General features: G+C 63.2%; 18 protein-coding genes. 12 read left to right on the top strand and 6 right to left on the bottom strand.

The annotated features are described in order from the left end of the window. Positions 1-38 precede the first annotated feature (38 nt). The 11 genes from CO664_RS03365 to CO664_RS03315 all read left to right on the top strand — a co-directional run bounded on the left by CO664_RS03365 (position 39) and on the right by CO664_RS03315 (position 10,089). Positions 39-1,301, top strand: a complete 1,263-nt coding sequence (locus CO664_RS03365) for a sugar ABC transporter substrate-binding protein (protein WP_097537924.1) — start codon at positions 39-41, stop codon at positions 1,299-1,301. Between the two features lie 89 nt (positions 1,302-1,390). After that, positions 1,391-2,326, top strand: coding sequence for a sugar ABC transporter permease (locus CO664_RS03360; RefSeq protein WP_037414493.1), 936 nt, complete (start codon positions 1,391-1,393; stop codon positions 2,324-2,326). 4 nt (positions 2,327-2,330) lie between these two features. Then, positions 2,331-3,164, top strand: coding sequence for a carbohydrate ABC transporter permease (locus CO664_RS03355; protein ID WP_037414491.1), 834 nt, complete (start codon positions 2,331-2,333; stop codon positions 3,162-3,164). 9 nt (positions 3,165-3,173) lie between these two features. Then, entirely contained in the window at positions 3,174-4,241 is a 1,068-nt protein-coding gene (gene ugpC, locus CO664_RS03350; protein ID WP_037414490.1) for a sn-glycerol-3-phosphate ABC transporter ATP-binding protein UgpC, read from the top strand. A gap of 179 nt (positions 4,242-4,420) precedes the next feature. Continuing rightward, positions 4,421-4,807: a cytochrome c family protein gene (locus tag CO664_RS03345; protein ID WP_037414489.1), complete on the top strand. Its 387-nt coding sequence runs from the start codon at positions 4,421-4,423 to the stop codon at positions 4,805-4,807. Positions 4,808-4,944: 137 nt separating this feature from the next. Next, positions 4,945-5,784: a cytochrome c oxidase subunit II gene (locus tag CO664_RS03340; protein WP_037414488.1), complete on the top strand. Its 840-nt coding sequence runs from the start codon at positions 4,945-4,947 to the stop codon at positions 5,782-5,784. A gap of 32 nt (positions 5,785-5,816) precedes the next feature. Beyond that, positions 5,817-7,598, top strand: a complete 1,782-nt coding sequence (gene ctaD / locus CO664_RS03335; protein ID WP_083853872.1) for a cytochrome c oxidase subunit I — start codon at positions 5,817-5,819, stop codon at positions 7,596-7,598. Beyond that, the gene (locus CO664_RS03330) at positions 7,595-8,293 is read left to right on the top strand and encodes a cytochrome c oxidase subunit 3 (RefSeq protein ID WP_097537923.1); all 699 of its coding nucleotides are present in this window, start codon (positions 7,595-7,597) and stop codon (positions 8,291-8,293) included. Before ctaD ends, CO664_RS03330 begins: the two co-directional genes overlap by 4 nt. A 12-nt stretch (positions 8,294-8,305) precedes the next feature. After that, complete coding sequence (locus CO664_RS03325; protein WP_037414485.1) at positions 8,306-9,028, top strand: heme-copper oxidase subunit III family protein; 723 nt, start codon at positions 8,306-8,308, stop codon at positions 9,026-9,028. Positions 9,029-9,038: 10 nt separating this feature from the next. Next, positions 9,039-9,395, top strand: coding sequence for a cytochrome C oxidase subunit IV family protein (locus CO664_RS03320; protein WP_037414483.1), 357 nt, complete (start codon positions 9,039-9,041; stop codon positions 9,393-9,395). A 238-nt stretch (positions 9,396-9,633) separates the two neighbouring features. Further along, positions 9,634-10,089: an Rrf2 family transcriptional regulator gene (locus CO664_RS03315; RefSeq protein ID WP_037387763.1), complete on the top strand. Its 456-nt coding sequence runs from the start codon at positions 9,634-9,636 to the stop codon at positions 10,087-10,089. Positions 10,090-10,101: 12 nt separating this feature from the next. On the opposite strand, the gene CO664_RS03310 is transcribed toward CO664_RS03315, so the two are convergent. The 3 genes from CO664_RS03310 to CO664_RS03300 form a co-directional block, all read right to left on the bottom strand. Further along, complete coding sequence (locus tag CO664_RS03310) at positions 10,102-11,079, bottom strand: acyl-CoA dehydrogenase family protein (RefSeq protein WP_097537922.1); 978 nt, start codon at positions 11,077-11,079, stop codon at positions 10,102-10,104. Between the two features lie 171 nt (positions 11,080-11,250). Next, a complete protein-coding gene (locus CO664_RS03305; RefSeq protein ID WP_037414480.1) occupies positions 11,251-11,436 on the bottom strand; it encodes a hypothetical protein in 186 nt (61 codons plus the stop codon). Between the two features lie 127 nt (positions 11,437-11,563). Further along, the gene (locus tag CO664_RS03300) at positions 11,564-12,112 is read right to left on the bottom strand and encodes a flavin reductase family protein (RefSeq protein ID WP_083853871.1); all 549 of its coding nucleotides are present in this window, start codon (positions 12,110-12,112) and stop codon (positions 11,564-11,566) included. A gap of 166 nt (positions 12,113-12,278) precedes the next feature. Here CO664_RS03300 and CO664_RS03295 point away from each other — a divergent pair, with 166 nt between their 5' ends. Then, positions 12,279-13,739 (top strand): FAD/NAD(P)-binding protein, encoded by a 1,461-nt coding sequence (locus tag CO664_RS03295; protein WP_097537921.1) that lies wholly within the window; start codon positions 12,279-12,281, stop codon positions 13,737-13,739. A 20-nt stretch (positions 13,740-13,759) separates the two neighbouring features. Here the strand turns inward: CO664_RS03295 and CO664_RS03290 are convergent, their stop codons facing one another. Genes CO664_RS03290 through ssuD form a run of 3 tightly spaced genes read right to left on the bottom strand, consistent with a single transcriptional unit; the run spans position 13,760 to position 16,644 of the window. Then, entirely contained in the window at positions 13,760-14,575 is an 816-nt protein-coding gene (locus CO664_RS03290; protein ID WP_097525108.1) for an ATP-binding cassette domain-containing protein, read from the bottom strand. Positions 14,576-14,584: 9 nt separating this feature from the next. After that, on the bottom strand, positions 14,585-15,421 hold the full coding sequence (locus CO664_RS03285; RefSeq protein ID WP_037414476.1) for an ABC transporter permease subunit: 837 nt from the start codon (positions 15,419-15,421) through the stop codon (positions 14,585-14,587). Between the two features lie 53 nt (positions 15,422-15,474). Then, entirely contained in the window at positions 15,475-16,644 is a 1,170-nt protein-coding gene (ssuD, locus tag CO664_RS03280; protein ID WP_037414474.1) for an FMNH2-dependent alkanesulfonate monooxygenase, read from the bottom strand. Positions 16,645-16,661: the final 17 nt, after the last annotated feature.

Raw genomic sequence — 16,661 nt, 5'->3', positions numbered from 1 at the left:
ATAAAAATCGATCAACGCCAAGGACAAAGGGAACAAAAATGAGGAAACTGATCACAGCCACCCTGCTCGCCACGCTGATGGCCGGCAGCGCGCTTGCTGATACCAAGCTGAAGCTCGTCGAGGTCATCACCAGCCCCGAGCGCACCGAAACGCTGAAGTCGATCGTCGCCAAATTCGAGGCGGCGAATCCCGGCACCACTGTCGAGATCATCTCGCTGCCCTGGGGCGAAGCCTTCCAGAAATTCGCCACGATGGTCTCGGCGGGCGAAATCCCGGACGTCATGGAAATGCCGGACACCTGGCTGTCGCTCTACGCCAATAACGGCATGCTGGAGAGCCTCGAACCCTACCTCGCCAAGTGGGAGCACACGCCAGGCCTCACCGAGCGCGCCCTGGAACTCGGCCGCGACGTCAACGATACCGCCTATATGCTGCCCTACGGCTTCTATCTCCGGGCGATGTTCTACAACAAGAAACTGCTCTCGGAAGCCGGCGTTGCCGAGCCGCCGAAGACCATGGACGACTTCGTCAAGGCGTCGGAAGCGATCTCCAAGCTGCCCGGCAAATCCGGCTACTGCCTGCGCGGCGGCCCGGGCGGCCTCAATGGTTGGGTGATGTTCGGCGCCACCATGGCCGGCGACAACACCTTCTTCAAGGAGGACGGCACCTCGACGATGAACAGCGAGGGCTGGATCAAGGGCCTCACCTGGGTGATCGACCTCTACAAAAAGGGTCTGGCGCCGAAGGACAGCGTCAACTGGGGCTTCAACGAAATCGTCGCCGGCTTCTATAGCGGCACCTGCGCCTTCCTCGACCAGGATCCGGACGCGCTGATCGCCATCGCCCAGCGCATGAAGCCGGAGGATTTCGGCGTCACCACCATGCCCAAGGGCCCGAGCGGCAAGGCCTTCACGACGATCGGCTTCGCCGGCTGGTCGATGCTTTCGGCAAGCCAGAACAAGGACCTCTCCTGGAAGCTGATCGAGACGCTCGAAGGGCCGGAAGGCAACATCGAGTGGAACAAGCGCACCGGCGCGCTGCCGGTCCACAAGTCCGCAGAGAAGGACCCCTTCTATTCGGGCCCGCAGTTCAAGGGCTGGTTCGACGAACTGGCCGACAAAGACGTCGTGCTGACCGTCATGCCGACCTACCTCGAGGAATTCGCCTTCTTCAAGGATTCACTCGCCATCAAGACGAGCCAGGAAGCGCTCCTCGGCGATATCACGCCGGAAGAGCTCGCCAATCAATGGGCGGACTACCTGACCAAGGCACAGCAGAAATATCTGGCCAACAAGAAGTGATCCGACATGAAGGGCGAGAGGGTAGCCTGCCGCCCTTCATCAACATGGACTGCGCCCGCCCGCGGGGCGGCCAGGAGGAACTCCGATCGATGGATTATGCCGCACGCCAACAGCGCCAGTCCGCAAGCCGCCGGCCGCTGATGAAGCGCATCGCGGACGCATCGGCGCCCTATCTTTACAGTGCGCCGGCGCTGATCCTGATCGTCACGGTGATGCTGGTGCCGCTGGTGCTCGGCGTCTCCTATGCGTTCCGCGACGTGCAGCTCCTCAATCCCTTCTCCGGCGCCTTCATTGGACTCGATCATTTTCGGGCGCTCTCTCAAGACCAGGCCTTTTTCCGCTCGCTGCGCAACACGCTCTGGTGGACCGGTGCATCCGTTCTTCTTCAGTTTGCCTTTGGATTGATTCTGGCGCTGCTGCTCGACAAACCGTTTCGCGGCCGCGCCATCGCCCAGGCGCTCGTCTTCCTGCCCTGGGCGGTGCCGAGCTTCCTTGCCGGCCTCAACTGGGCCTGGCTCTTCAACCCGGTCGTCGGGCCGCTGCCGCACTGGCTCTATGCGCTCGGGATCATGAGCCAGCCGGCGAACATCTTGTCGGATCCGCAGCTTGCCATGTGGGGACCGATCGTCGCCAATATCTGGTGGGGCATTCCCTTCTTCGCAATTACCCTGCTTGCCGCCCTGCAGGCGATCCCGCGCGACCTCTACGAAGCGGCGAGCATAGACGGCGCCGGCGCCTTTCAGCGCTTCCTGTCGATCACCCTGCCTTTCCTCGCGCCGACGATCGCAATCACCATTCTGTTGCGCACCGTCTGGATCTCGAACTTCGCCGACTTGATCATCGTCATGACCAATGGCGGTCCGGCCGACCGGACCCAGATCGTCGCCAGCTACATCTTCACCCAGGCCTTCAAGCGGCTCGATTTCGGCTACGCCTCGGCGATCGCGCTGGTGCTCCTGGCGCTGCTGCTGGCCTATTCGCTGCTGATCGTCATCCTGCGGCAATGGCTCCTGAGCAAGGATTGAACCGATGCGCGTCAAGTCAGCCCTCCTCACCGTCGCGCACCGCCTTGCGATCCTGACCTATATTGCCTTTGCCCTCTTTCCACTCTTCTGGCTGCTGAAGGTCGCGGTGACGCCCAACGACCTGCTCTATTCCGAAGGCATCCGCCTCTGGCCGTCGCGCGCCAGCCTCGAGCACTTCGACTTCGTGCTGCGGCACAGCGCCTTTCCGGTTTTCTTTCGCAACAGCCTGATCGTCTCCGGCTCGACGGCGGTCGTCGTGACGATCCTTGCCTCGCTTTCCGGCTATGCGCTGTCGCGTTTCCGCTTCCGCGGCAAATACTGGCTGGTGACGCTGATGCTTTTGACGCAGATGTTCCCACTGGTCATGCTCGTCGCGCCGATCTTCAAGATCCTCTCGCCGCTCGGGCTCACCAACAGCCTGACGGGCCTCGTCATCGTCTACAGCGCCTTCAACGTGCCCTTCGCCACCTTCCTGATGCAATCCTTCTTCGACGGCATTCCGAAGGATCTGGAAGAGGCGGCGATGATCGACGGCGCCACGCAATTCGTCGCCTTCCGCCAGATCATCCTGCCGCTGACCTTGCCCGGCATCGCCGCAACGCTAGGCTTCGTCTTCACCGCCGCCTGGAGCGAACTGCTCTTCTCGCTCATGCTGATCTCCGGCAACGATCAGGCGACCTTCCCGGTCGGGCTCCTCTCCTTCGTCTCGAAATTCTCGGTCGATTTCGGCCAGATGATGGCTGCCGGCGTGCTGGCGCTGATCCCGGCCTGCCTCTTCTTCCTGCTCATTCAACGCTATCTCGTCCAGGGCCTCACGGCCGGCGCGGTCAAAGGCTGAGGATTGCTCATGGCTTCCATCGACATCGCCAATATCCAGAAATCCTACGGCGTCCACCCGGTGCTGCACGACGTCGACCTCAAGATCCGCGACGGCGAATTCGTCGTCCTCGTCGGCCCGTCCGGCTGCGGCAAGTCGACCTTGCTGCGGATGATCGCCGGGCTTGAAAGCGTCACCGGCGGCGAGATCCGCATCGCCGGCAAGCGGGTGAACGAGCTCGCACCAAAGGACCGCGATATTGCCATGGTGTTTCAGTCCTACGCGCTCTATCCGCACATGTCGGTCGCCCGGAACATGAGTTACAGCCTGAGGCTTCGCAAGACGCCGAAGGAGAGGATCGCAACCGTGGTGACCGGTGCCGCCGCCAAGCTTGGCCTCGAGCCGCTGCTGGAGCGTCGGCCGAAAGCGCTTTCAGGCGGTCAGCGCCAGCGCGTCGCCATGGGCCGCGCCATCGTGCGCCAGCCGAAGGCCTTCCTCTTCGACGAGCCGCTCTCCAATCTCGACGCACGGCTGCGCGAGCAGATGCGCGCCGAAATCAAGAAGCTGCACAAGGATCTCGGCGCCACCTCGATCTACGTGACGCATGACCAGATCGAGGCGATGACGCTCGCCGACCGGATCGTCGCCATGAATGCCGGCGTCGTCCAGCAGGTCGGCAGTCCGCTGGACCTCTACGACCGTCCCGCCAATCTCTTCGTTGCCGGCTTCATCGGATCGCCCGGCATGAACTTTTTCGAGGGCACCTGTCGCGCTGCCGACGGGCCGCTGTTCGAAATCGCCGGAGACATCGGAATTCCCCTCGACGCATCTCCCCCGCTTGCGAACAACGCCAGGGCGACGCTCGGCATCCGCCCGGAGCACATCGTGCTTGCCGGCCATGGACCGGAGACGCTGCTCGCCGCCGTCGACCTCGTCGAGCCGACCGGCTTCGGCATCATCCTGCACCTCTCGCTCGGGCGGGCGGGCTTTAAGGTCTTCACCAACGATCGCTCCTTCCTGACCGCCTCCGGCACCATCCCCGTCCACTTCCCGGCGCACAGCCTGCACTTCTTCGACAGCGAGGGGACCCGCGTCTGACGGGCGCCCTATCCGTCTCTATCCCGAAGGAGCAATTGACTTCTCCCCGGTGTGGACTAGCTTCTTTTTGTCGCAAGTATCAACCGCTCCGGCGCGCATTCTTAGAGAGCAAGCACCATCCAAAGCCACGATTGACGATACTCTTCTTTGCCCGCGCCGGGCGAAAATGGGGAAGTATCATGCGAATTGCAGTTGTTGCCCTGTCTTTTTCGGCACTCCTTCTCTGTCCGACCGCCGGACAGGCGCAGGAGGGCGACGCCGAGGCCGGCGCCACCGTCTTCAAGAAATGCTCCGCCTGCCACGTCGTGGACAAGGATCAGAATAGGGTCGGGCCATCGCTCATGGGCGTCATCGGCCGAACCGCCGGAACTCATGCGAACTTCAAATATTCGAAAGCCATGGTCGATGCGGGCAAGAACGGGCTCGTCTGGGACGAGGCGGCGCTGAATGAGTATCTCCGAGATCCCAAAGCCAAGGTCAAAGGCACCAAGATGGTCTTCCCCGGCCTCAAGAAGGACGATGAGATCGCCAATGTGATCGCCTATCTCAAGCAACACCCCAAATAGGAGCATCTCCCGGGTAGGCAGAATTCTCCGCCTTACCGAGGATTTGCCAGTATTATCCGTTCGTGCAATAATTCTGATCGGAACGCCGCGGATTGCGTATTCGTCTCACGGCCAATCGCGGCGGGGAGGGACAGAAAATGGCGGTGGTAGTGATTCTGGTTGTGTTGGCCGCCGGATCAGTGTTGTTCCATTTGCTCAGTCCTTGGTGGTGGACGCCGATCGCCTCCAACTGGAATTACATAGACAATACCATCATCATCACCTTCTGGATCACCGGCATTGCCTTTACCGCCGTGGTCCTGTTCATGGCCTATTGCGTTCTGCGTTTCCGCCATCGTCCCGGCAACACCGCCGCCTATGAGCCCGAGAACAGGAAGCTCGAAGGCTGGCTGGCGACGAGCACGACGCTGGGCGTCGCGGCGATGCTGGCGCCCGGCCTGTTCGTCTGGAACCAGTACATCACCGTCCCGCAGGGTGCTTCGGAAGTGGAGGTGATCGGAGCGCAATGGCTCTGGAGCTTCCGGCTTCCCGGCGCGGACGGGCGGCTCGGCACCAGCGAAACCCGCGACATTACGCCGGAAAACACGCTCGGCCTCAACCGGAACGACGCCGCCAGCCTCGACGACCTGATCATCGAGGGCGGCGAGCTTCACCTTCCCGTCGGCAAGCCGGTGAAGGTGCTGCTCCGCTCCGTCGATGTGCTGCACGATTTCTACGTACCGGAATTCCGCGCCAAAATGGACATGGTGCCGGGCATGGTGACCTATTTCTGGTTCACCCCGACGCGCACCGGCACCTTCGAAATCCTCTGCGCCGAGCTCTGCGGCGTCGGCCATCCGCAGATGCGCGGCACCGTCGTGGTCGATACCGAGGAAGACTATCGGACCTGGCTCGCCGAGCAGCAGAGTTTTTCGCAACTATCCGCATCGTCCGAAACTAGCCCGGCGGCAACGGTTGCCGCCGCAGCGGCGCAGTAGGAGGCGCCGTGGCGTAGCGACCTGGGAGGATTATGATGGTCGATGTCCGGTCCGGTATTGGCGAGGCGCTTCCGCCTCCCGAAGTCGAGGATGTTGAGCTCTACCATCCGCACAGCTGGTGGACGCGCTACGTCTTCAGCCAGGATGCGAAGATCATCGCCATCCAATATGCGACGACCGCGATCGCCATCGGCATGGTGGCGCTGGTGCTGTCCTGGCTTATGCGCCTGCAGCTCGGCTTTCCCGGCACGTTCGACTTTATCGATGCCGATGCCTATTACCAGTTCATCACCATGCACGGCATGATCATGGTGATCTACCTCTTGACCGCGCTCTTCCTCGGCGGCTTCGGAAATTATCTCATTCCGCTGATGGTCGGCGCCCGCGACATGGTGTTCCCCTACGCCAACATGCTGAGCTATTGGATCTATTTGCTCGCCGTGCTGGTGCTGGTCGCGAGTTTCTTCGCACCCGGCGGACCGACGGGCGCCGGCTGGACGCTCTATCCGCCGCAGGCCGTGCTTTCCGGCACGCCGGGCGGCAAGGATTGGGGCATCATCCTGATGCTCGCGTCGCTGATCATCTTCATCATCGGCTTCACCATGGGCGGCCTCAACTATGTCGTAACGGTACTCCAGGGCCGCGCCCGCGGCATGACGCTGATGCGCCTGCCGCTGACCGTCTGGGGCATCTTCACGGCGACGGTGATGGCGCTGCTTGCCTTTCCCGCGCTATTCGTCGCCTGCGTGATGATGCTGTTCGACCGGCTGCTCGGCACCAGCTTCTTCATGCCGGCGATCGTCGAAATGGGCGAGCAGCTGCAGCATGGCGGCGGCAGCCCGATCCTGTTCCAGCATCTCTTCTGGTTCTTCGGGCACCCGGAGGTCTACATCGTCGCGCTCCCCGCCTTCGGCATCGTTTCCGATCTGATCAGCACCCACGCGCGCAAGAACATCTTCGGCTACCGGATGATGGTCTGGGCGATCGTCATCATCGGCGGCCTCTCCTTCATCGTCTGGGCGCACCACATGTATGTGAGCGGGATGAATCCCTATTTCGGCTTCTTCTTCGCCACCACGACGCTGATCATCGCCGTGCCGACGGCGATCAAGGTGTACAATTGGGTACTGACCCTCTGGCGCGGCAATATCCACCTGACCTTGCCGATGCTGTTTTCGCTGGCCTTCATCGTCACCTTCGTCAATGGCGGGCTGACGGGCCTCTTCCTCGGCAATGTCGTCGTCGACGTGCCGCTCTCCGACACGATGTTCGTCGTCGCGCATTTCCACATGGTGATGGGCGTGGCGCCGATCATGGTCATCTTCGGTGCGATCTATCATTGGTATCCGAAGATCACCGGCCGCATGCTCAATGAAGCGCTTGGCCAGATCCACTTCTGGGTCACCTTCATCGGCGCGTATTTGATCTTTTTCCCGATGCACTATGTCGGCCTCGTCGGCGTGCCGCGCCGCTACTACGACCTCGGCGAAATGGCTTTCGTGCAGGACTCGGTCCACAGCCTCAACGCCTTCATCAGCGTCATGGCGCTGATCGTCGGCGCCGCCCAGATCGTCTTCCTGTTCAATCTCGTCTGGAGCCTGCGCCACGGCCGCGAAGCCGGCGGCAATCCGTGGCGGGCGACAACGCTCGAGTGGCAGACGCCGGAGACGCCGCCGCCGCACGGCAATTGGGGTCATCAGCTGCCGGTCGTCTATCGCTGGGCTTACGATTACAGCGTTCCGGGGGCACCGGAGGATTTCATCCCGCAGAACCAGCCGACGCCGAGCCGCGTCGGTCATGAGGCGGCTTCATGAGCGTCGCTGTCATCTTCCTCACGCTGGTCGCCGCCGTCATCGTCTGGTGGCTTGCCCGGCAACGGCTCGCTTCGCGCCCCTGGCTCGAAGTCGGCCACGTCTACGACCGCCGGAGCGGCGCGCCGCTGCCAGCGGCAAAGATCGGGCTCGGCGTCTTCCTCGGTGTCGTCGGCGCGCTGTTCTCGCTCGCCATCAGCGCCTATTTCATGCGGATGGCCTCGTCCGACTGGGGCTCCCTTCCCCTGCCCGCTCTGCTCTGGGTCAATACCGGCATTCTGGCCGCCGGCAGCATCACGCTGCACCGGGCAAAGGTCGAGGCCCAGAAGCGCCACGACGAGGCGACCAGAACCGCCCTGCTTGCAGCGCTGGCCGCCGGCCTCGCTTTCCTCGTCGGACAGCTATTCGCCTGGCGCGAACTGACGGCTGCCGGCTATTTCCTGGCCGGAAATCCCGCCAACAGCTTCTTCTACCTGCTGACCGGAATGCACGGCCTGCACATCGTCGGCGGACTTGCCGCGCTCGGCCGGCTCACTGTCCGCGCCTGGGGCGGACCGCTCGACCGCAGAATACGCCTGACAGTCGAGCTCTGCGCCATCTACTGGCATTTCATGCTGTTCGTCTGGCTGGTGCTCTTCGGCCTCTTTTCCGGCTGGGCCAGCGACGTCGTCGATTTCTGCCGCCAACTCCTGACATAGGAACCGCTGACAATGTCTGCCCCGATCAAGACCCCCGCCGCAGAAACGCTTCCCCGCCCGGCCGGCCTGGCCGGGCTGGCGTCGGACTGGGCCTCGGACCAGCGGACGTTCAAGAACGTCTCCTGGGGGAAGGCCATGATGTGGATCTTCCTCCTCAGCGACACCTTCGTCTTCGGCTGCTTCCTGCTCGCCTATATGGCGGCGCGCATGTCCACCACCGTCCCCTGGCCGAACCCGAGCGAAGTCTTCGCGCTGGAGATCGGCGGAACGCATATGCCGCTGATCCTGATCGCGATCATGACCTTCGTGCTGATCTCCTCGAGCGGCACCATGGCGATGGCGGTCAATTGCGGTTATCGCCGCGACCGCAGGAAGACCGCAATTCTCATGCTGGTGACCGCCCTGTTCGGCGCCACTTTCGTCGGCATGCAGGCATTCGAGTGGTCGAAACTGATCGCCGAAGGCGTGCGGCCCTGGGGCAACCCCTGGGGAGCGGCGCAGTTCGGCTCCTCCTTCTTCATGATCACCGGCTTCCACGGCACCCATGTCACCTTCGGCGTGATCTTCCTGCTGATCGTCGCCCGCAAGGTCTGGCGCGGCGATTTCGACACGGAGCGGCCCGGCTTCTTCACCAGCCGCAAGGGCCGCTACGAGATCGTCGAGATCACCGGCCTCTACTGGCACTTCGTCGACCTCGTCTGGGTCTTCATCTTCGCGTTCTTCTATCTCTGGTGAGGAGGGCACCATGGCGCATGCAGAGGCTCAAGCCGCGCAACATACGGCACATACGGAACAGCAGCAGCACCCGATCAAGCTCTACCTGCTGGTCTGGGGCCTGCTCTTCGTGCTCAGCGCCTTTTCCTACCTGGTCGATTATTTCGGCCTGCAGGGCTATCTCCGCTGGTCGCTGATCCTGATCTTCATGATGCTGAAGGCCGGATTGATCGTGGCGGTGTTCATGCACATGGCCTGGGAGCGGCTCGCGCTCACCTATGCCATCCTGCTGCCGCCGCTCTTGGTCCTGGTCTTCGTGGCGCTGATGGCGTCGGAGTCGAACTACGTCCTGTTCACCCGCCTCGCCTTCTTCGGCACAGGGCCCTGACAGTCGAGGCGAGCAAATGAGGGCGCAATGTCCCGCTTTTTTTGCACACGCCGCCTGCGACACAGGTCAAATCAAGGATTCTTACGGGAGTGACCTAAAATTCATCGCCGTGGAGTAGCAGTTTCAGTGAAACTGGCTTGCAGATTAATTCACCAAAAACTATTTACTTAGTGAGAAATAATGGACGTGCCCGCGCGCCATCCGGCGCGTGCGCGATCGACACCATCCGAGTGCCACGATGCTTACGAAAAAAGGCAAGTACGGATTGAAGGCGCTTGTTGATCTGGCGCGCCTTGGTCCTGGAGAAACCGCGTTCGTGACGGAGATTGCGACGCGCAACAATATTCCGAAGAAGTTCCTCGACACCATCCTCCTGGAACTGCGCAACACCGGCATCCTGCGCTCGAAGAAGGGCCCCAACGGCGGCTATTCGCTGTCGAAGCCCGCCACGGAGATCATGATCGGCCAGGTCATCCGCGCGCTTGACGGTCCGCTTGCCCCGATCCGCTGTGCGAGCCGAACGGCCTTCGAGGCCTGCGACGATTGCAACGATCCGGTCGGCTGTCAGGTTCGCCTGTCGATGACGGAGGTTCGCGACGCAATCGCCACCATCCTCGACAACATGACGCTTGCGCAGTTCGTCTCAAAGGACCGGACGAAGACGGTCGAGGAAGCGCTCATCGCCGGCGAGTGATCCCGCGTTCACTCAGGTGAACAGCATGCGCCCGAGCTCCGCAAGCAGGTGCCCGGTGCCGCGCGTGACTTCCAACGGAAAGGCGATTTCGATCGTCGTCGCTAGCCTACCCACGGCCGCGACTGCGGCGGGCGTGGAGTTCACCTGCGCGAGGTCGAGGGCGGTCGAAGCTCGGTCGATCAACGCCGCTAAGGTCTCGATCTCAACTTGGAACCGCCCGATCCGTTCGTCCCAGGGCCGGTCGCTGGAAGGCCGGCCGTCGCGCCACATGTTCAGATTGCCGGCCAGTTGCCGGCGCTTCTCGCCAAGGACGACCGCGGCCTGCAGGATCGTTCCGAGCGATCGGGCAAGCAGAAGCGCATCGCGATTGAGGGCAAGCACCGCGTCGGCCGGCACATGCGCCTCGCCGAGCCGATAAAGTGCCGGCTCGCCGGTGTGCACGACACGGGTTTCCGTGCGGCCACGCTGGACGAGCAACAGGCTCGACGCCTCGGCGTCGTTCAGTGCCAGGACGGCGAACCAATCCGGTTCGCCGAGACAGGCGGCCTCGAGCGCATCGGTCAACTTGAAGCCGATGCCATCGGGCACGTAGCGTGGCGTGCCCTGATCGCTCGGGGCTGCGGCCGACAGCCTCTCACCGGACGCCACATGCGAATAGATGCTGCGCCGCTGCTCTTCGCTGCCGGCGTTACGAACCAATTCTAGGGCGCGATAATGATGAACGAGGGCACCGGCCGCAGCGGGTTGCACTTCGGCGATCTTCGACACGGCGTCGGCTATCAGCCCGTTCGAAACGTCCGCACCGTCGAAATCGGAGGGGATGGAGATCGCGAGCAGGCCGGACCGCACCAGCGCGTCCGCCAGGACAATGGCGGGAGCCTCGGCGCCAAGCGCCACGAGCTCGCCGGCCGCCGTCAATACCTCCTCGTCGGACGCTATGCGAAGCGGCACCGGCCGAAAACGCTCATGCAGATGTGTAATGGACCCCATCTCGTGCATCCTTACTGATGCGGGCTCAGCTGGAACCGGCGGATCGATCGCAAAGGCGGCGCGTCCGACATTAGGCGCGGCATCGTAGGATGATGGCTCGCGGCGAGGCTCCATTCCATTGGCCGGACTGCGATCTGCACAGAGGCCGCATACATCGCTCGCCATTCCGCCTCAGAGAACCGGGAACAGTCCCCAGAACAGGGCCTGGCGGCGCTCCTGCTCCTCGTCGCTGCGGTCGACCGTGTCGGTCCTTGTCTCGTCGGCAGCTTTCCTCGGTGCGCTTTCGGAGCGGATACGAAACTGCTCGCGCCAAGGTGCGAACAGGTCGAAGGAGAAGTTCACAATACCGAGCGGCATTTCGGCGTTCCTCCCGTTGAGCCCTTCATGGGTCGGCGCGCAGTGTCGCCGCATTCTGCTCGTTCGTCAATAATTTCGATGTAAACTGTGCATTACAAGTGCTCGGCCACATCGCTCGACGAATGCCCTATCGCGACAGTGCAAAGTACCGGCCCTCCCGATAGATTAGGGTTTCACCCCCGCCAATACGGATGCCGACCACACGGCCGAGCACGATTGCGTGGCTGTGCCTTTCGATTGCCTCTTCCACCTCGCAGTCGATCGCCGCCACCGCATCCTGAAGCACCGGCGCGCCGCTGGCAAGGCGGGTCCATTCGCCGCCACGGTAGCGGTCCGGCCCCTTGAGCCCGCCACGGCCGGCGAACTGGTTGGCGAGGAACTCGTGCTGTTCGCCGACGATGTTGACGCAGAAATGACCGAACCGCTCGACGACCGGCCACGTCGATGACGCACGATTGAGGGAGACGAGCATACGCGGCGGCTCGACCGAGAGGGCGGTGGCCGAGGTGACGGTCGCCCCGGTCCGCGCCTCCCCTTCTCCCGCGGTTATGATGCTGACGCCGCCGCCCAAGGCGCGCAATGCCGCCTTCAGACTGTCGGCATCGGCCGGCCGATTCGTGGACCGGCTGGCGTTCTCCTCGATCTCGAAGGCTCGTACTGAAGGCTGAACCGACATTTTTCCGCTCCTCTATTCGGCAGATCCACGATTTCCCGATTGGTAACAGCGACGGCGCGCCGCCGGTAGACATCCGGTTCTTTAGTCTATATATTTTATAGAAAATATAACTATCCGCTCGTACGAGGCACTTCAAGGCCGCCGCTCCAACCGAAGGGAGATCGGAATGCTGAGAATAACGCTGCCATTGCCGAAGGACATCGCGCCGGCTCCGACCACCAGCAGAGTAGCAATCATCGGCGGAGGCTTCACCGGAGCAAGCCTTGCCCGCCTTCTTGCCGTGAATGGTCAATACGGGCCTGACGACATCATCATCTTCGAGCCCCGCGCCGGCCTCGGCGCCGGCTTGGCCTATGATACCGATGATCCCTCGCTCCGCCTAAACGTCGCGGCTCACCGTATGCGCGCCGTGCCCGGCGACCCGCAAGCCTTCGTCCATTGGCTGTCGGGCTCCGGGCGTTTCGATCTGGACCCCGATGCCGTGGCAGATGGCGGGATCTATGCACGCCGGGCCGATTTCGCAGCGTTCATGGCCGAGCAGATCCAGCCCTTCCTCGACAGGGGAAGCGTCAGGCATGTCCGCGAGCGCGCTGAGCGAATCTGCCGCCGGCACGGCCGCTGGCAGATCGAGGGAAATGGCGGCGCAGCGGTGCAGGCCGATATCGTCGTGATCGCGACCGGCCATCCGCCGCCGACGCCGCCGGACGTGCTTTCCTACCATCTTGGCTGCGACGCTCGCTTCATACCGGACCCTTTGCGGTCCGGCGCCCTCCGGCCGATAGGACAGGACGATAAGGTCCTCGTCGTCGGTGCCGGCCTGACGGCGCTCGACGCCGTGGGTGCCTTGCACGCGCAAGGCCATCGCTCGGAGGTGACGCTCCTGTCACGAACGGGACAGCTGCCGCAGCCACAGGCATCCGGCGATTTCGCGCCGCATGGCGACTTCCTTATCGGTCTCCCGAACACCGCCCTTTCGCTTCTCGAGCGGGTGCGCTTCGCCCTTGAAGAGGTGACCGAAGCCGGCCTGCCCTGGCAGAGCGTCTTCGACGCCTTGCGTCACCAGGGCCAAACCATCTGGCAGGCATTGCCGCTCGTCGAACAGCGCCGCATCCTGCGCCACCTTCGCCGACGCTTCGAAGCGCATCGCTTTCGCATGTCGCCGCAGATCGCCGAACTTGTCGAGCGCGAAAGAGCGGCGGGACGCCTGCGAAGCCGTGCGGGTCGGATCGTCGCGGTCCGCCCGGGCCACGCTGAAATCGCCGTCGATATTGCGACGAAGCCACATGGGATTGTGGTGCGCCACGCTGCACAATGGATCATCGCGGCGACCGGACCCGACCACGGCAACGTGATCGGTCGCCAAAGCTGTCTTGCCGATCTGAAAGGCTCCGGCCTCCTGAGGAAGGACCCGCGCGGTCTCGGCATCGCATGCGATCAAGACAGCCGGGCCGTGGCGCGGGACGGCTACCCGGTGGAGGATCTGTTCATCGCCGGACCGCCGGCGCGCGGCGCCTTCGGCGAACTCACAGGGGTGCCGGAGATCGCCGCCCAGGCGGAAAGGATCGTCCAGAAAATCTTGGCGATGCGCTTCGCCACGACGCGGACGATCACGATCCGATCGCTGTAGCGGGCAAGGCCCGGGCGTCGTCAGCCGAGGATGGCGTCCAGCAGGCGGCGCTCGAACACGGCGAGACCCGGATCGCCATGGCGCCGCGGATGCTCCGTCGGAATTTCGAGATCGAGCGCCACCTTGCCGCCGTCGAGGACAATCACCCGGTCGGCCAGATGCACCGCCTCGCTGACATCATGGGTCACCAGGACCGCCGTGAATCCCAACTCCCGCCAGACCCGGCTGACGAGTTCCTGCATCGTGATGCGCGTCAATGCGTCGAGCGCACCGAGCGGTTCGTCGAAAACCAGCAGACCGGGGCGGCTGACGAGCGAGCGAGCGAGCGCCACCCGTTGCCGCTGGCCGCCGGAGAGCCGCGCCGGCCATTGATCCGCCTTGTCGGTCAATTGTACGTCGTCCAGCGCCATTAGCGCTTTCACGCGCGCCGTATCCTTGTCGATATCCTGGCCGAGGCCAACCGCCACATTGTCGACCACCCTCGCCCAGGGAAGCAGCCGAGGCTCCTGGAAGACGATGCGCGCATTGGCCTCCACCGTGTTTCCCGATCGATCGGCGAAGCGAAGCGAGCCGGCGGTCGGGCGGTCCAGCCCGACGAGCAGGCGCAACAAGGTACTTTTGCCGCAGCCGCTCTTGCCGACGATCGCCAGGAACTGTCCGGCCAGGACGTCAAGGTCGATGCCACGAAGGACCCGGTTTTGACCGAAGGATTGCTCGACCCGCCGCAGCTCGATCGAGACCGCTTCGGTCGCTGCGGCGGAGACCGTTCGCCCCTGTTCTCCCAAGGGTTCGACAGTGCCTTGGCGCCCCTCGAACCTGCTGACATAGCCGCTCATGCTGGCCTCCTATTTCTGATAGACCGGGTTCCAGGACAGGGCATTACGCTCCAGGGCCCTCGCAATCACGTCGGCGAGCTTGCCAAGCGCCGCGTAGATGAGCAGTGACAGAACCACCACGTCCGTCATCATGAATTCTCGCGCCTGATTCGCCATATGGCCGATCCCGGATGATGCGGCGATCGACTCCGAGACGATGAGCGTCAGCCACATGATGCCGAGCGCATAACGCAGTCCGACGAATATCGAAGGCAGGGCGCCGGGCAGGATGACCTTCCTGAACAGTGTCCAGCCGCTCATTCCGTAGATCCGGCCCATCTCGATCAGCTCGCGGTCGACGTTCCTGACGCCGTGAAAGGTGTTGAGATAGATTGGAAAAAGCACGCCCAAAGACGTGAGGAACAGCTTCGATTCCTCGCCGATCCCGAACCAGAGGATTACCAGCGGGATCATGGCCAGATGCGGAATGGTCCTGAGCATCTGCAGCGAGGTGTCCGTCAATTGCTCGGAAAGCTTGGAGACGCCGTTCGCAATGCCAAGCAGCAGACCGATCGTTCCGCCGACGATAAGTCCGGCCAGGGCGCGCGCGCCCGAAACTGCCACGTTATGAAGCAGCGCGCCGGAGAGCAATTGCTCGACGAAGGCGGCTGCCACATCCGTCGGCGCCGGCATGATCCGCGTCGAAATCCAGCCGAGCGACGAAAATAACTGCCACACCAGAACCAGGACGATCGGCACGGCATAGGGCAAGAGCCCCTCCAGACGGATCCGCCGCGCCGGTGGGGCCGGCAAGACCCAGCTCCGTCTTTGCCGCGGGCGATCGCTTGCAACGTCGTATGCGGTCATATTCTTCTCCTTCTCGATTGGCGAGCGCGGCCCGCACGGATTCCCGTTCGGGATCAGGAGCCGGCGACGACTCGCAGATTGCCTCCATGGCCACCGCCAGCGAAAAGCGGCTGTTCTCCGAAGGACGAGCGGACCTGGTTGCGCGGACCAGCAAGGCCGATTTCCGGAAAGAGCAGTTCGGAAACCCGATAGACCTCCTCGAGATGGGGATAACCGGAGGCGATCACCGTATCGATGCCGATTTCCTGGTATTCCCGGAGGCGGGCGGCCACCGTCTTTGGCGAGCCGACAAGCGCGGTCCCGGCGCCCGAGCGGACGAGGCCGATGCCGGCCCAAAGGTTGGGCGACACTTCGAGCCTGTCTCGACGGCCGCCGTGCAGCGCCCGCATGCGAGCCTGGCCGACGGAATCGGAGTTCCGGGCAAATCCTTCCTGGGCAGCGGCAATCGTCTCGTCCGAGAGCTTGGAGATCAGCCGGTCGGCGGCAGCCCAGGCCTCCTCGTCGGTCTCGCGGACGATGAAGTGCAGGCGAATGCCGAAGGTCACCTCCCGCCCCTTGTCGAACGCGGCCTTGCGGACCGTGGCAATCTTTTCCGCGACCTGGGCCGGCGTCTCGCCCCAGGTCAGGTATTTGTCGACCACGCCCGTCGAAAATTCGATCGCGGCATCCGACGATCCGCCGAAATAGAGCGGCGGGCGCGGCTGCTGTACCGACGGGAAGCCAAGCTGTGCTTCGTGCGCCTTTATGTATTTGCCGTCGAGATGCGCCTTGCCTGTCTCGAGGAGCTGGTTGAAGACCTGGAAGAACTCCTCGGCATGCGCATAGCGTTCGTCATGCGGCAGGAAGACGCCGTCGCCGGCAAGCTCCTTGGCACTTCCGCCCGCGACGATATTGAGGAGCAGCCGCCCCCTCGAGACGCGGTCGAGCGTCGCGGCGAGCCGCGCGTAGTAGGCGGGCGAAGCGATGCCGGGTCGTATGGCCACGAGAAACTTCAGGTTCTCCGTGGAGGCCGCGAGGTGTGCTGCAAGGATGAAGGATTCCTCGCAGGCGACCCCGGTCGGAATGAGCACGCCGGAGTAACCCAGCCGGTCCGCCGCCGTGGCGATCTCGCGAAAATAGCCGATGTCCGCAGGGCGGCTCAGATCATCGGAGCCGAGATAGGCGCCATCGCCGGAGGTCGGGATGAACCAGAGGAAATCGAGTGGTTTGTCTGTCTTTGTCATGGCCTGATCCTTTCAGC

The sequence above is a fragment of the Sinorhizobium sp. NG07B genome (genome assembly GCF_002532005.1).
Lineage (GTDB): Bacteria > Pseudomonadota > Alphaproteobacteria > Rhizobiales > Rhizobiaceae > Sinorhizobium > Sinorhizobium fredii_C.
Note: the sequence above shows the minus strand (reverse complement) of the source record. Positions and strands in the feature narration are given on the sequence as shown.